Source organism: Shewanella sp. A22, from assembly GCF_053850585.1.
The window spans coordinates 1-13,598 of the sequence record NZ_JBSQBN010000024.1 but is presented as its reverse complement, the minus strand read 5'-3'; the positions used below and the strand labels follow the sequence as shown (position 1 = coordinate 13,598).

The following is a 13,598-nucleotide window of genomic DNA, read 5'->3' as shown; positions in this document are numbered from 1 at the left end:
AACTGAGGTGATATTCGTGACGTGTCTTGAAAATAGACCCGTTCACCCCCATTTAAGTTTCATCGGCAACAGTGATTTTATCGATCGCCACTCTATCAAAAAGCGATCATTAGAGGCCAATATGTTTTTTATTTTATTGTTAATATTTGTTTTAGTCCCGGTTATTGAGCTCAATGTTATTATTGAAGTTGCTAGCTCTATTGGCTCATGGGCCACCGTTGGTTTGGTGTTATTTACCGCAATTGTTGGCGTGTCATTAGTGCGCAGCCAAGGGTTAAGTACATTAATGACAATGCAACAAAAGCTAGCCCGTGGTGAAGCCCCGGGGCAAGAAATTGTTGAAGGCATGATGTTAGCTGCCGCAGGGGTGTTATTACTTATACCTGGTTTTGTCACCGACTTTATTGGTTTGGTGTTGTTAACGCCGTTAACCCGTGCACCTATTGCTGCGTTTTTATATAAAAGAATGCAACTTAAAGTGGTCGCTAATGGTGGTTTCCCCCCAGGGTTTGGTAGTGGCAACAGTCCCTTTGGGCAATCCGGGCCATTTGATCAGCAGGGTAATACCTTTGACGGCGACTTTGAACACAAAGACGGTCAACCTCGCAGTCACCATATTGAACACAATACAACAGATGATGACATCATTGATGTAGAGCCTACTCAGCCTAAAGATGACAACAAGCCATTATAATGTCATTCAGTTTGATGGTCAGCCAAGTCGAGCACTACTTGGCTGTGTTTATTGGACCTGTTTGTCTTGTTGAGCACCAAGCCAAAATGCACTGATAATACTTAAGCTCCAATTAGCAATAAATACCCAAGTGAGTGTTGCCATGCTTGAGCTGCCTGTGTCGAGTGCCACATTAGAGACCGCCGCATAAATAGAGCCCAAATCGTTACCAATATAGCCCGCTAAAATTTGCTCTGCGATCACTTGGGCGCGGATAATAATTTGATTCATTAGCACTAAAATACACACCACACTGACACTGATAAATCCCCAGCCGAGTAACTTTTTACCTAACCAGAGTTGACCACTACCAGGACAAATAATGCCAGAAAGCATGGCGGCGTAAATGGATTTTTTCATTATAACGTCACTGTATTCGTCTACTATATTGGTATTAATCACCTTACAGTGATTAAAAATCAAGTTCGATAAGCATGATTAACACAGTTTAATATTCTTTTAGGTGAGAGGCTGAGTTTCTGTTATCGGCTTGCTCATCGGTATCATCCGACTTAGGCTTAGCAACAGTGTGTTTAATGTTGTCGGGTTCAGTAATTTTGGTCGCCAAATAGTAGCAAGCTATTCCCATAAGCGTATTGGTAATAGGCAACGCGAGTAAAATGCCTTTTACCCCTCCTACAATACCGCCCAATATCGCTAGCGGTAACATCAACAACATTAAACGACTTAAATTAATCAGCAGTGAACTTAATGGCCTATGGTAAGCGTTCAAGCTGGTAGCAAAAATAATCACAATGCCTAGTGGACCATAAGCGGCAGGCAATACCATGACATAAAAACTTAGCCAGTCGATGACCATTGGGTCATGAGTGAATAGTCCGGCGATAAAGTCGGCATTAAAATACAGCGGAATAAACAGCAATGTTTGAAATACAAACACGAATTGCAACGACACTAACAACGCCCTTTTGGCTCTTACCGTTTGGCCTGCACCCAAGTTTTGCGCAATAAAGGGCAGTAAACTCGACGACAACGCCATCACTACAATCAACAACACTGACTCTAAGCGAATACCCGCACCAAATGCCGCCACACCAGCATGATCAATTCGTGCCAACATCGCCATAATAATGCCGTTGGCAATCGGATTAATCACATTCATTAATGCCGCTGGGCGGGCAATATGGGCAAGCGCTTTCCAATGTAAAATTAACCGTCCGATATCAAATTCAGCAAACTTGACCAATTTACGTTTTACAATAATCAAGTGGCCAGCTAATGACATTGCCACAAACCAAGACAATGTTGTGGCAATGGCTGCGCCTTGTACTTCTAAACGTGGAAAAGGCCCAAGGCCGAAAATAAGTAACGGGTCGAGGATCAAGTTTACAATGGCGGCTAATATCATAATTTTAGCCGGTGAGTGAGTGTCACCCGTGGCACGTAATGCCTGATTACCCACCATCAACAATACCAATGCCGGAGCGCCTAAATACCAATACCACATATAGTCATTAATTAAGGGCAAGCTGGCGTTATTGGCCCCCAGCAAACTAAAAATGGGCTCAATAAAAATACAGCCGAGTATGGATAACCCCCAAATAATTAATAAGGTCATGCACAAGGTGTCATACAAAAACACCCTTGATTCTGGCGCGTGCCCAGAACCAATTAAGCGCCCTAGGTTGGTCGACACCCCTGCACCAATACCAATACCAATACTTGAAATCACTAAGGTTACCGGAAACGTAAAGCTCACAGCCGCCAACGCTTCTGTGCCAAGTTGGCTAATAAAGAAAATGTCTACTAGGCTGCCACCGAGAATGGTCATAATGCCAATTAGGTTAGGCAAGGTCATGTTAAGCAGTACACGACCAATTGGCGCAGTAAGCAACCCGTGTCTGTCTTTCATTAATTCTCAGCTTAAGTATTTCGAAGAAACAGGATTCTATCAGGATTAGCACTTCATTAATAAAACAGACTTAAAAAAAGTGTAGTTTTTTTTTAAATTCCCCTTGGATCTGTGATCAATCACCCCCATATCACATGCATCAAGGGGGAAACCCTTATTTGTTAGTCAATAGCCTCGTTTTTTGGGCATCAAATCATTAGGAGAGTTCATAGATGAATATTCGTCCATTACATGACCGCGTTATCGTTAAACGTTTAGAAGTTGAGTCTACATCAGCAGGCGGCATCGTCCTTACTGGCAGCGCTGCAGAAAAATCGACTCGCGGTGAAATCCTTGCTGTAGGCAATGGTCGCATCTCAGAAAATGGCACAGTTACACCACTTGACGTTAAAGTGGGCGACGTGGTGATCTTCAACGAAGGTTATGGCGTTAAAAAAGAGAAAATTGACGGTGAAGAAGTCTTAATCCTGTCAGAAGCTGACCTGATGGCAGTTGTAGGCTAAGCCTCACGCATCAACTCGACTTTCCAATTAATCATTAAATTTAAAGGAACATCAAAAAATGGCAGCAAAAGAAGTATTATTTGGTAATGACGCTCGCGTAAAAATGCTTGCAGGCGTTAACATTCTAGCCAACGCAGTTAAAGTAACGTTAGGCCCTAAAGGTCGTAACGTTGTTCTAGACAAGAGCTTCGGTGCTCCGCTAATCACTAAAGATGGTGTGTCAGTTGCCAAAGAAATCGAACTCACAGACAAGTTCGAAAATATGGGCGCACAAATGGTGAAAGAAGTTGCTTCTAAAGCCAACGATGCCGCTGGTGACGGTACCACAACAGCAACAGTATTAGCGCAATCTATTGTTGTTGAAGGCCTAAAAGCTGTTGCCGCAGGCATGAACCCAATGGACCTTAAACGCGGTATCGATAAAGCCGTTATTGCCGCCGTTGCTGAACTTAAATTGCTTTCTCAAGAATGTTCAGACTCTAAAGCCATTGCTCAAGTCGGTACTATCTCTGCAAACTCTGATGAGTCTATCGGCGAAATCATTGCAACAGCAATGCAAAAAGTCGGTAAAGAAGGCGTTATCACCGTTGAAGAAGGCCAAGCGCTTGAAAACGAATTAGACGTTGTTGAAGGTATGCAGTTTGACCGTGGTTACCTATCACCATACTTCATCAACAAGCCAGAAACAGGTAGCGTTGAATTAGACAGCCCATTCATTTTATTAGTAGACAAAAAAATCTCTAATATCCGTGAATTATTGCCAATTCTTGAAGGTCTAGCTAAAACAGGTAAGCCATTGCTTATTGTTGCAGAAGACGTTGAAGGCGAAGCATTAGCAACATTGGTTGTTAACAATATGCGTGGCATCGTTAAAGTTGCTGCTGTTAAAGCGCCTGGCTTTGGTGACCGTCGTAAAGCAATGTTACAAGACGTTGCTATCCTAACTGGCGGTACTGTTATCGCTGAAGAAATCGGCCTAGAACTTGAAAAAGCGACTCTAGAAGATTTAGGTACAGCTAAGCGCGTTATCATCACTAAAGATAACACCACCATCATTGATGGTAGCGGCGATCAAGCACAAATTTCATCACGTGTTTCGCAAATCAAACAACAAGTTGAAGAGTCAACATCTGACTACGACAAAGAAAAACTTCAAGAGCGTATGGCTAAGTTAGCTGGCGGTGTTGCAGTAATTAAAGTTGGCGCAGCAACAGAAGTTGAAATGAAAGAGAAAAAAGCCCGTGTAGAAGATGCATTACATGCAACTCGCGCAGCGGTAGAAGAAGGTGTGGTCGCCGGTGGTGGTGTAGCCCTTGTTCGCGTAGCAAGCAAAATTAAAGACGTTGAAGTATTAAACGAAGACCAAAAGCACGGTGTAGTGATTGCGCTGCGTGCTATGGAAGCGCCTTTACGTCAAATTGCAACTAACGCAGGTCAAGAAGCATCAGTTGTCGCGAATACTGTTAAAAACGGTGAAGGTAACTACGGTTACAACGCAGGCAACGACACTTACGGTGACATGTTAGAAATGGGTATCCTAGACCCAACTAAAGTGACTCGTAGTGCGCTACAGTTCGCAGCATCTATTGCAGGCTTAATGATTACCACAGAAGCGATGATTGCTGAAGTACCACAAGATGATTCTGCTCCAGATATGGGCGGAATGGGTGGTATGGGTGGAATGGGCGGCATGGGCATGTAATCTAACTGGTTAAAATCAGTTATAGCGGCGTTACTTTGCCACTCACGTAGAAAAACACTACGCTTCGTGACAAAAAGCCTTGCTCTAAGCTGATTATTCCTGCGTTAGATCAAATGTTGTTTCAAGCCTAAAAGCTTAAAGACAAACTTCTTGTAAAAGAATAGAAAAAGCCTCGATACCTCACGGTATCGGGGCTTTTTGTTAAGGGCGTTTATCTCATGGATAAAGACTGGGCTATCTAGAAGAGTAGGCTGAACTAGGTTATAATATAAGTGTTATCGTGGAGGGTATAATGGCAAATTCAACAAAAGATAAAACCCCTAAAAACGCTCGAATTTTCACACCGAAAATGAGCAATTTTGAAATGAGCTCTAGTTATGAAGGTTTATCTGTGAAGAAAGAAAATACCGGAAAATCGATCAATGATTTGAAACTGAAGTATGCGCGATAAATACGGGGTAAGTCACGATAATTACTGCTACTCCAATTCTGAAGTACTGCAAAATAAGCTTAATATTCAAGATTACGACAACCTCGCCGAAGCAGAATTAGCCTTTACTGCTATACGGTATAGTGAATACTCATCAACAATCACCTCGGTATACGACTTTAACCTAAAACATCTTCAAAGCCTGCACAGGCAATTATTCCAAGATATCTACCATTGGGCTGGTGACATCAGAACCGTTGATATTGCTAAGGGTGACACGCGGTTTTGTACCTGCTCAAGAATTGAGGCCGAAGCGAACAAACAATTCTCTCGAATCGTATTATTGGAACGATTGGATTCAAAAGATAAATTAATCACTGAAATTGCCGATATTTTTTTGTGAGCTGAACATTATTCACCCATTTAGAGAGGGTAATGGAAGAACACAACGTTTTTTCTTTGAAGAACTCTTTTTCTATTTTGAGCTGAGTGTTAATTGGCCTGATATTTCGAAAGATGAATGGGTAAATGCAAACATTCAAGGGTATTTAGGCGACCTGAAATCATTAAATCAAATATTGAGTGATGCCACTTCATAAATTTAAACCTCCTCTTATGCCTCATTGCGGTGTATAACTTGATGAATACCGGATTACCTAGATTTCAAACAATTATTGAAGGGCAAATTATGGAGCCGTTTAGGAGCGAGTTTATTAAGGCTAGAGAGATATTTTACGAGATTAAGCATCTTAAGCTCACGTATGAACAGCTCTATAGTGATGCAGAAAATCGACAGATTATTTCAGAGGCTTCACTCGAGTTTTTTAGATTAGTACATTGGTCTTTCCGTGACTCAATGATATTGCAATTGTGTAAGCTGACAGACCCAGCAAAGCAGGGTGTAAATAAGAATCTTACTTTAGAGTACTTATTAGGTACTAGTGAGGTTAAAAAAAACGCCAAATATCAAGAGATCACTGATGTATATATCCATAAAATTGAACTATATAGAAAACCGCTGGTAAAATTTAGAAATAAATTACAAGCCCATGCTGATTATTCAACTATGATGAACTCAAGTATTGTCGATCCTGTAGAAGGTGAGATTTCTGCTTTATTTGATGCAGTTGAAGAGTTTTTTATCTTGATGAATTCCAGTGTTTTTGGTTGTAGTTCACTTAAAAGCCGTTCATCGTCTAATAGTTATAGGAAAGGTGCTTCTGATTTATTGAAGATTTTAAAAAACAATGAAAGTAAGCACATATAAAGGTGCCAAGATGATTGGGCCAGGACCGCTTTCGCTATCTAAAAATAAAATCATATTTAACCCTTAGTAATAGGAATTTTTTACACAATTATTGTGTAATATTAATTCATCATTGACAATATCGTCAATACTTTTTAGGTACTATATAAGTAATCCCATAACTAACATAACTTCGTCCAATTGGCAGTTATGTTAAATAGGCCACTTAACCACTGAAAATAGGTGTTACCCCAGCTCTAGCTAACGAAAGCTATCTTTTAGGTAGCTATTCTCATCGAAAAGGTACTGTTTGGAATTGAAAGTTTAAAACCAAAAGTGCACAAAAAAAAGCAAGTTGATGCCACTCACGTTTCGAGTAAGATTTAAGTTCAATTAAGTGTTTTCAGTGAAAACAAACTTGAAAAAGTTACAAATTCAAACATAAACAGTCGGTGAACCGCTCAGAGCGCATCTTAAACACCAGAGGGCGGTATTATTCACCTTACGACATATTTATGCAGCATTTGAAGCAGCGTAGAGTATAAAGTGTTGCGTTTCATGTGGCGGAGGGGCTGATCATTACAGTTGAGGGATCATAACCTACCACCATTGTTTGCGACAAAACCATTAATCTACAGACTGTCGTTTTTTTAATTCTTGATGTAACTCAGGGAATTTTTTAGCCGCTTGAAGTAACTGAGGGTTCACCGGCAATTGGTTGTTATCAATGAAGGTTAGGAATTGCTCCGTGTTGACGCGTACGCCATGTCGAGTTATCACTTCAGCTAGAGCATCTCGACCAAGCTTATCTTGATAAGCTACACCTAAATCGAGCATATACTGCATTGAATCAAGCTGTCCAGCTCCAAATATTGCTGCTGTATAAAAAACGTTATACCCCATATCATCAACAGCGAAAAGGTCAGCGTTTTGAGTGTAATAATCCAATATTTTTAAATTGTTATTTGCTAGACCTACCGATAGAAGTTTAATATTGGGCTTTAAACCCAAATTGGACAATGCATTATAAGCTTCAATATCTTGTATTCCTTCTGCTGCAAATGCCACAAACAAGTCGTGTCTAGGTTCTCCCTCTTGTAATGATATATCTACAGAGTAAAGTCCTAATTCTATGCCTTTAATTAATACCTCCCAGCCGTCATTTCGTATTATTTGACGGACTTCTTTCCATTTTTCTAAGCGTTCAGCGCTAATACCATAACGATTTCGTACCAAACGGCAGAAGTCAAAAGTGCTAGCCAGTCGTTGCAACATAGCTTTCGGATAGTTTTCTTGATCCGAAAGACGAAGACATATTGAATACTTTTCTGATTCCTTGATATTTGTATCTGAAATCAAATCAAGCCATGTTTCCAAAGTATTTACACTTACTTGAGAGGAATTAGATAAAGATGTTGAATCTGATTTTTTTTTCAAAGTAATTAAATCACTTTGCTTTTTCACTATATGTTCAGATAATTCATCTTGTGGGGAAATATATATATATTCATTATTTATGAGTACATAAAAACCAATAGTTGATGCTATAAGCATCAATATTGCGCAACGAAAAAACTTTAAAAACTTTCTAGAATGAATATTCACAAGACATCCCTGAAAATACCGCTCCATGATTAATAACAAAACTCGCATCGGGGACTATATCTACAAGGAGTCTTGATTCTCCCCATTCATAAATGTCTAAGCATCCTACTGAGGCATTATTTATTTCTTGAGCATAAAACTTAGTTATTGCTCTTTCTAATCTTCGTCTGTTGATTACCGTAAATTCTACTCCTGAATATACGGATAGATCTGGGTAGTGAATTAAGTCTTTTCGCAAGTAATCATCATTAGCTAATAAGAAAGGATGGTAAGTTGATAATATAATTTTTTTAAACATAAAAACCTCCATGGAATAGTCAAAAAATCGAATACCAACTAACTGTTTTAGAAACTGTTTTAGAAACAATAAGAAAGGAATTCGATATAAGGAAGAACATTTACGCAAAGTTTACAAATGTGATCTGATTGAGCAAAAGGAAGAGAAAAGATAATTGTTATTTCCCCTTGCTATTTACTATTTTATGTCTTTTCTTATCCCTTATCCAAATGACTGAACCATGGGTTTTCTTCATTTCAAAAAGATCTATAGATACGAATAAATCACTCAACTTCTTGAAGCCATAATTACGTTGATCAAACGAGGCATGATTCGAAATATGAGTACCTATAGGCCCCAACATTGCCCACCCGTCATCATCTTCTACAGCCTCAATAGCTTGCCTCAATAAACTGATGAGTTTTGTATTTTTGTTTAAGCTTTTAGTGGCTGTAGGTAATGGAATATCTTCACTTGGGTCATCATCGAGAAATAAAAAGCGAGAACAACTATTCACAAATGGCATCGGAGCTTTGCGTTCACCAAATCCTATGATGGTTTTACCATCGGCGAGAGCTCTCGTGACTAAGGGAGTAAAATCGCAATCTGATGAAACTAAACAAATAATATCCACATTTTTTGTATATAAAACATCCATCACATCGATAACAAGTGCCATATCTGTGGCATTTTTGCCTTTAGTTAAATCGAATTGCTGTATGGGCTGAATCGCATACTCATGTAATACATCTTCCCAAGCTTTTAGATTAGCGTTTTTCCAATTGCCGTATGCTTTACGTATGTTTACCACACCATAGCGAGCAAGCTCTGCCAGTACTTTATCAATTTTCTTAGCTGGTGCATTATCAGCATCAATAAATACTGCGATTTTATCTTTCATATTGACGTCCTAGTCAGATCATTACAGTTTATGCCTGTAAGTGCTGTTAATGATTAAATAATCTGTTTTTCAAATCCACAATCTACACAATTCAATGTGTAGGTTTCTTTGCGTTTGCTGACCTTGGTGTTTTTACTCATGCATTGTGGGCATGGTTGTTTCATCGATGTATTTTTACTGCACTGGTTGCAGTTGATGTAGTAACCGAACTTGCCATACATCGGTGTATATAGTGTTGATTCACCGCAATATTTACAGCTTAGTATTGGGTGTTGGTCTGGTGGTAATGCGGCTACCGGTGCAAGTATTGCGGCAGTAGATTGAGCTAGATGATTAGTGGGCGCAGACATTGGTTTAAGCTCTGGCTCAAGCTCTGGTGTGTTTGTTATCGCTTGGGTTTGCTTTAGTTGTGCCGGTGCAGTGTCAACTTGCTGAATATTTGAGTCGATATGTTGGCTAATAAGAAATTGGCCTATTGAATTGAGTTCTTGCTGACTAAAGTCTGGACGGGTGTCTGCTACGCTGACCAAGCGGAGCAGTTTGTGTTTAAGCTTCATGATGTTTTTGAGTTCATCGACCAGAAATTCGGTTTTATACAGTTTGTCCGAAATCTCTTTGGGCATGGTTTTCCGGTCGATCACAGCATTACTAGATACCGCACATAAATAGTGCCAGCAGCGGCCACTGAAGCCTTGTTGTTTTATACCCAGTAACTTGCTTAATATTTCACTCTTATGATGCATGAGCATTTCTTTCAACAAGGCTTGTTGCAGCTCAACTTGCTTAATGGGCGAAGACATACCTGACCATTGGCTGTTATAGCTGCGTGTCCATTCGCCTTGGTTGTTTACTTTAACGTGACCTTTTATGCTTTTTGATTCAATGAGCACGAAGCCATAGGTATACACGATCAAGTGATCGATTTGAGCGGTTTCATCGTTAAAGCTGAATTTGAAGTCATTGATAACCAGAACTTCGGGATGATCTTTAAATGCGCGACGTAAGAAGAAGGCCACATCCTGTTCTTGTTTTTGACCCGCTATCGTTTGCGGTGTTTTGGTCATTTGCAGTGTTTTAGTTTTTTACTGTTGAAATATCAAGCATTCAGAGCTAAAGTGTAGCAATGTACACTTTGGACTAACGTTATGGCACCTGCACTTAATCAACAATCTTTAGGCTTACTCATTAAAGAAACCAGAAACAGCGCTGCACTGACTCAAGATGTGGCGGCGATGCTGTGTGGCGTGACCAAAAAGACGTTAATCCGTGTTGAGAAAGGTAATGATGTTTATATCTCGACAGTGTTCAAAATTCTAAATGGTCTGGGAATTAGTATTGATACAGCGCAGAATCATAACGCTGATCCTAATGTGTGGTACTAATCGATAGCAAAGGAAAAGCCCTGATGCAGTGATGTATCAGGGCTTTTTATTTGGATATGGATGGTTACTTGCGGGTAATTTTATCCAAATATCCCATGGCGAAGGCCGATAATACAAACGTGATGTGGATGAGTAGATACCACATGATTTTGTCGTTAGCGGTATTTTCGGCATTCATAAATACTTTAAGCAGGTGAATGGATGAAATCGCGACAATTGACGCTGCTACCTTGTTTTTAAGGGAGCCTGAATCCATCTTGCCAAGCCAGTTGAGTTTTTCACTTTTTTCACCGACATCAAGCTGTGATACAAAGTTTTCATAACCAGAAAACATCACCATGATAATCAAGCCGCCGACTAAGGTGATGTCGATAAGTGATAGTGTTATTAGCACGAGATCCACTTCAGCTATTGAGAAAATATTGGGTATGATGTGAAAGATTTCTTGAAAGAACTTTATACCTAAGGCAAATAAGACAAAGCTTAATCCTAAATAAATAGGCGCCATGATCCAGCGCGATGCATACATCAATTTTTCAAACACTTTTTCCATAAAAATAGTAACCCTTTAAATAAAATACGCTAGCAGTTGATCTAACCAGTCATTGTAAAACAACAATATAATGAACTGTAACTGTGCTTGCATACTGTGGCAAGCTTGATGATGTGTCATTTATACATTTGGGATGCATCATGTCTTTAGATGTTGTAACAAGGGTAAATCATTTGTTGGTTGTTTATTTTGATCATTTTTAATCTAGGCCTCAGGTTAGTTGACTACACTGTGTTGCATGGTTATGAATTTCAAGACTTAAAAAGAGAGACCTATCATTATGGATAAACAGAATTCAAACGCGCCTCGTAAATTGCCTTGGGTGACGATAAGTGTTATTGCCGCCATAGTGCTGCTGTTCGGAATATTGCTAACGCAGATGCCCAAGGGTTTTAAGGCGACTCATGAACAAATTGGTACGGGTAAGCCTGCGGTGGTATTTGTGTATGACCCTAACCTTGTGTCAAGTATCACCCAGACTGAGCAGATGAATGAAGCTCGCGATCATCTTGGTGATAACGTGTTTTTTCTTCTTGCCAGAAAGGCGACACCAGAAGGACAGGCGTTCATTGCTAAGTATAGTGCGAGGAGCACTGAACTATTGCTCTTTGATTCAGCTGGAACGTTAATTAAAAGGCAGCCTGCCGTCATAGATGCTAATCAGCTTATGCGATGGGTACGTTAGTCATTTTTGCGTGATTGCTATCAGTGATTAGGTGAGCGATTAAGTGATTCATAACCCGCTTTTATCGGGTCTATATTGGTGATAATTGAGTTGTTTTGCCCCTATTTCAAGAAAGCCTCGATACATAATCGTATCGAGGCTTTTTAATATCTGAGCCAGAGAAATAGTGTATGAAGTTACACTTCATGACCCGTTTAAGGCTTATCTTCCCAAAAAGTGTATGTTGCTACACTTTTATATAGAGTGGTTTATACGACAGAACGTGTGGAGGTAAAATAAATTATTTTCTAATCTGTTTAAGTCCTTATTAGATGCTAGCGATTTATTATTCCGCAATCGTGCGTTTTGATATATGATGCGCCACCCTAAATGTGCCTAAGCCTTCGATCCCTTTTTATGTCTACTAATGCCCTTTATACCGACTTGTCCGGTTATTACGATTTAATGTGTCGCGACATTAACTACCAACAACAAAGCAATAGCGTAGCGCGCTTACACCAGTTTTTGGGAAACAATGGTAAACAGCATTTAGATTTAGCTTGTGGAACCGGGCCGCATGTTAGGCATTTTATCGATTTAGGTTTTCAAAGCAGTGGGCTCGATATTAATCAGCCTATGCTTGATATTGCTATGCGTCGTTGTCCTGAAGCGCAGTTTAGTTTACAAAATATGACTGAGTTTTATGTTGAAGAAAAACTCGATTTGATTACCTGCTTTTTGTACTCTATTCACTACTCCCCAGGAACCGAGGCGCTTAAAGCCTGTATTGCCAGTGTGCATAACGCATTAAATCCTGGCGGCCTGTTTTGTTTTAACTCGGTTGATAAACATAAAATCAATAACAAGTCGTTGGTGAAACACAGTGCCGAATTTGATGGTAGTCAGTTTGTGTTTGAATCGGGTTGGCATTACAGCGGTGAAGGTGATATGCAGTCGCTTAATTTAAGCATTGGTAAAACCCAGTTTGATGCAACGCAGTTATGGCAAGATTCTCATGCGATGGTTGCCACTAGCTTTACTGAACTTAACGCATTGTTAAGCCCGTATTTCGATATTCATATATTTGAACACGATTACGACAAAATCATCCCGTGGGATTTGGATTCTGGCAATGCCTTGTTTGTGTGTGTGAAACGCGTGATTGAGTGATTAGGTTTTTGCGATTAGCCGCATATATAGGGGCAGAGTACAGAGTAAACTCATTTGAATAGCCATCATTATTAACAATGGCTGTTGATGGGGCTTTACTCTTGGGTATCGGTAAACTCTGCTTCAACCTTTTCTAATTCTTGCTGGGCTTTAAGATCAAATTGTTGCTGTTTTTTCAGTTTTGCTTGTTCTTCAAGCTCTGCTTTTCTTTCTTTAAAGCTGTGTTTTTCTGTCTTGGTCAGAAACTTAAACGCTTTATCATTGGCAAGTGCATATGCAACCACATCTTCGCCTTTTACTCTACGTTCATCAACACGCTGTGAAAAACGTTCGTTATCTCGAGCCTTACGCTCTTCGGCATTTAACTTACTCATTGTTGTATCCTCATTAGTTAATCACGGTAGGGTCACTACGCTCAGTCAAACAAATGAGTGTTATACCAATCCCATTAAATATCTGGTCAGTTCAGAGTCTCTCAGGTTTTTCAATTCAAGGCACATTGATGTAGAAATGGTTGTTGCCTTTTAAATCGATGTAACACAGAAGTGGAATACCTGAG

General features: G+C 39.8%; 18 protein-coding genes. 10 read left to right on the top strand and 8 right to left on the bottom strand.

Going from position 1 to position 13,598, the window contains the following annotated elements:
- Positions 1-121: 121 nt before the first annotated feature.
- Entirely contained in the window at positions 122-694 is a 573-nt protein-coding gene (locus tag ACWXWT_RS06545; RefSeq protein WP_456040833.1) for an FxsA family protein, read from the top strand.
- Between the two features lie 48 nt (positions 695-742).
- On the opposite strand, the gene ACWXWT_RS06540 is transcribed toward ACWXWT_RS06545, so the two are convergent.
- Together ACWXWT_RS06540 and ACWXWT_RS06535 are read right to left on the bottom strand one after the other, a co-directional pair.
- Entirely contained in the window at positions 743-1,093 is a 351-nt protein-coding gene (locus tag ACWXWT_RS06540) for a hypothetical protein (RefSeq protein WP_456040813.1), read from the bottom strand.
- 88 nt (positions 1,094-1,181) lie between these two features.
- Complete coding sequence (locus ACWXWT_RS06535; RefSeq protein WP_456040812.1) at positions 1,182-2,606, bottom strand: MATE family efflux transporter; 1,425 nt, start codon at positions 2,604-2,606, stop codon at positions 1,182-1,184.
- A gap of 212 nt (positions 2,607-2,818) precedes the next feature.
- On the opposite strand from ACWXWT_RS06535, the gene ACWXWT_RS06530 reads away from it, so the two are divergent.
- The 6 genes from ACWXWT_RS06530 to ACWXWT_RS06505 all read left to right on the top strand — a co-directional run bounded on the left by ACWXWT_RS06530 (position 2,819) and on the right by ACWXWT_RS06505 (position 6,508).
- Positions 2,819-3,109, top strand: coding sequence for a co-chaperone GroES (locus ACWXWT_RS06530; RefSeq protein WP_456040811.1), 291 nt, complete (start codon positions 2,819-2,821; stop codon positions 3,107-3,109).
- Between the two features lie 58 nt (positions 3,110-3,167).
- Entirely contained in the window at positions 3,168-4,811 is a 1,644-nt protein-coding gene (gene groL / locus ACWXWT_RS06525; protein WP_456040810.1) for a chaperonin GroEL, read from the top strand.
- A gap of 292 nt (positions 4,812-5,103) precedes the next feature.
- Complete coding sequence (locus tag ACWXWT_RS06520; protein WP_456040809.1) at positions 5,104-5,262, top strand: hypothetical protein; 159 nt, start codon at positions 5,104-5,106, stop codon at positions 5,260-5,262.
- Positions 5,252-5,644 carry a Fic/DOC family protein gene (locus ACWXWT_RS06515; protein WP_456040808.1) on the top strand — a complete coding sequence of 131 codons (393 nt, stop codon included), beginning with the start codon at positions 5,252-5,254 and terminating at the stop codon, positions 5,642-5,644. Before ACWXWT_RS06520 ends, ACWXWT_RS06515 begins: the two co-directional genes overlap by 11 nt.
- Positions 5,625-5,840 (top strand): Fic family protein, encoded by a 216-nt coding sequence (locus tag ACWXWT_RS06510; protein WP_456040807.1) that lies wholly within the window; start codon positions 5,625-5,627, stop codon positions 5,838-5,840. Before ACWXWT_RS06515 ends, ACWXWT_RS06510 begins: the two co-directional genes overlap by 20 nt.
- A gap of 41 nt (positions 5,841-5,881) precedes the next feature.
- Positions 5,882-6,508: an AbiU2 domain-containing protein gene (locus tag ACWXWT_RS06505; RefSeq protein ID WP_456040806.1), complete on the top strand. Its 627-nt coding sequence runs from the start codon at positions 5,882-5,884 to the stop codon at positions 6,506-6,508.
- A 606-nt stretch (positions 6,509-7,114) separates the two neighbouring features.
- Here the strand turns inward: ACWXWT_RS06505 and ACWXWT_RS06500 are convergent.
- The 4 genes from ACWXWT_RS06500 to ACWXWT_RS06485 all read right to left on the bottom strand — a co-directional run bounded on the left by ACWXWT_RS06500 (position 7,115) and on the right by ACWXWT_RS06485 (position 10,334).
- Positions 7,115-8,092, bottom strand: coding sequence for a hypothetical protein (locus tag ACWXWT_RS06500; RefSeq protein WP_456040805.1), 978 nt, complete (start codon positions 8,090-8,092; stop codon positions 7,115-7,117).
- Positions 8,076-8,390, bottom strand: coding sequence for a hypothetical protein (locus ACWXWT_RS06495; RefSeq protein ID WP_456040804.1), 315 nt, complete (start codon positions 8,388-8,390; stop codon positions 8,076-8,078). The genes ACWXWT_RS06500 and ACWXWT_RS06495 overlap by 17 nt, the downstream gene beginning before the upstream one ends.
- Positions 8,391-8,547: 157 nt before the next feature.
- Entirely contained in the window at positions 8,548-9,270 is a 723-nt protein-coding gene (locus ACWXWT_RS06490; protein ID WP_456040803.1) for an NYN domain-containing protein, read from the bottom strand.
- A 53-nt stretch (positions 9,271-9,323) separates the two neighbouring features.
- The gene (locus ACWXWT_RS06485) at positions 9,324-10,334 is read right to left on the bottom strand and encodes a nuclease-related domain-containing protein (RefSeq protein WP_456040802.1); all 1,011 of its coding nucleotides are present in this window, start codon (positions 10,332-10,334) and stop codon (positions 9,324-9,326) included.
- A gap of 81 nt (positions 10,335-10,415) precedes the next feature.
- Here ACWXWT_RS06485 and ACWXWT_RS06480 point away from each other — a divergent pair, with 81 nt between their 5' ends.
- Positions 10,416-10,652, top strand: a complete 237-nt coding sequence (locus ACWXWT_RS06480) for a helix-turn-helix domain-containing protein (RefSeq protein WP_456040801.1) — start codon at positions 10,416-10,418, stop codon at positions 10,650-10,652.
- Between the two features lie 64 nt (positions 10,653-10,716).
- Here the strand turns inward: ACWXWT_RS06480 and ACWXWT_RS06475 are convergent, their stop codons facing one another.
- Positions 10,717-11,205, bottom strand: a complete 489-nt coding sequence (locus ACWXWT_RS06475) for a TIGR00645 family protein (protein WP_456040800.1) — start codon at positions 11,203-11,205, stop codon at positions 10,717-10,719.
- 280 nt (positions 11,206-11,485) lie between these two features.
- Between ACWXWT_RS06475 and ACWXWT_RS06470 the strand changes: the two genes are divergently transcribed.
- Complete coding sequence (locus ACWXWT_RS06470) at positions 11,486-11,890, top strand: hypothetical protein (protein ID WP_456040799.1); 405 nt, start codon at positions 11,486-11,488, stop codon at positions 11,888-11,890.
- 396 nt (positions 11,891-12,286) lie between these two features.
- On the top strand, positions 12,287-13,039 hold the full coding sequence (locus tag ACWXWT_RS06465; RefSeq protein ID WP_456040798.1) for a class I SAM-dependent DNA methyltransferase: 753 nt from the start codon (positions 12,287-12,289) through the stop codon (positions 13,037-13,039).
- Positions 13,040-13,134: 95 nt separating this feature from the next.
- Here ACWXWT_RS06465 and ACWXWT_RS06460 read toward each other — a convergent pair whose 3' ends face one another.
- Entirely contained in the window at positions 13,135-13,413 is a 279-nt protein-coding gene (locus ACWXWT_RS06460; protein ID WP_456040797.1) for a DNA polymerase III subunit epsilon, read from the bottom strand.
- Positions 13,414-13,598 lie beyond the last annotated feature (185 nt).

What these genes read in the sequence shown, in the direction of transcription:
- ACWXWT_RS06545 (WP_456040833.1), top strand. Translation starts at nt 122, where the DNA reads ATGTTTTTTATTTTATTGTTAATATTTGTTTTAGTCCCGGTTATTGAG.
- ACWXWT_RS06540 (WP_456040813.1), bottom strand. Translation starts at nt 1,093, where the DNA reads ATGAAAAAATCCATTTACGCCGCCATGCTTTCTGGCATTATTTGTCCT.
- ACWXWT_RS06535 (WP_456040812.1), bottom strand. Translation starts at nt 2,606, where the DNA reads ATGAAAGACAGACACGGGTTGCTTACTGCGCCAATTGGTCGTGTACTG.
- ACWXWT_RS06530 (WP_456040811.1), top strand. Translation starts at nt 2,819, where the DNA reads ATGAATATTCGTCCATTACATGACCGCGTTATCGTTAAACGTTTAGAA.
- groL (WP_456040810.1), top strand. Translation starts at nt 3,168, where the DNA reads ATGGCAGCAAAAGAAGTATTATTTGGTAATGACGCTCGCGTAAAAATG.
- ACWXWT_RS06520 (WP_456040809.1), top strand. Translation starts at nt 5,104, where the DNA reads ATGGCAAATTCAACAAAAGATAAAACCCCTAAAAACGCTCGAATTTTC.
- ACWXWT_RS06515 (WP_456040808.1), top strand. Translation starts at nt 5,252, where the DNA reads ATGCGCGATAAATACGGGGTAAGTCACGATAATTACTGCTACTCCAAT.
- ACWXWT_RS06505 (WP_456040806.1), top strand. Translation starts at nt 5,882, where the DNA reads ATGAATACCGGATTACCTAGATTTCAAACAATTATTGAAGGGCAAATT.
- ACWXWT_RS06495 (WP_456040804.1), bottom strand. Translation starts at nt 8,390, where the DNA reads ATGTTTAAAAAAATTATATTATCAACTTACCATCCTTTCTTATTAGCT.
- ACWXWT_RS06490 (WP_456040803.1), bottom strand. Translation starts at nt 9,270, where the DNA reads ATGAAAGATAAAATCGCAGTATTTATTGATGCTGATAATGCACCAGCT.
- ACWXWT_RS06485 (WP_456040802.1), bottom strand. Translation starts at nt 10,334, where the DNA reads ATGACCAAAACACCGCAAACGATAGCGGGTCAAAAACAAGAACAGGAT.
- ACWXWT_RS06480 (WP_456040801.1), top strand. Translation starts at nt 10,416, where the DNA reads ATGGCACCTGCACTTAATCAACAATCTTTAGGCTTACTCATTAAAGAA.
- ACWXWT_RS06475 (WP_456040800.1), bottom strand. Translation starts at nt 11,205, where the DNA reads ATGGAAAAAGTGTTTGAAAAATTGATGTATGCATCGCGCTGGATCATG.
- ACWXWT_RS06470 (WP_456040799.1), top strand. Translation starts at nt 11,486, where the DNA reads ATGGATAAACAGAATTCAAACGCGCCTCGTAAATTGCCTTGGGTGACG.
- ACWXWT_RS06465 (WP_456040798.1), top strand. Translation starts at nt 12,287, where the DNA reads ATGTCTACTAATGCCCTTTATACCGACTTGTCCGGTTATTACGATTTA.
- ACWXWT_RS06460 (WP_456040797.1), bottom strand. Translation starts at nt 13,413, where the DNA reads ATGAGTAAGTTAAATGCCGAAGAGCGTAAGGCTCGAGATAACGAACGT.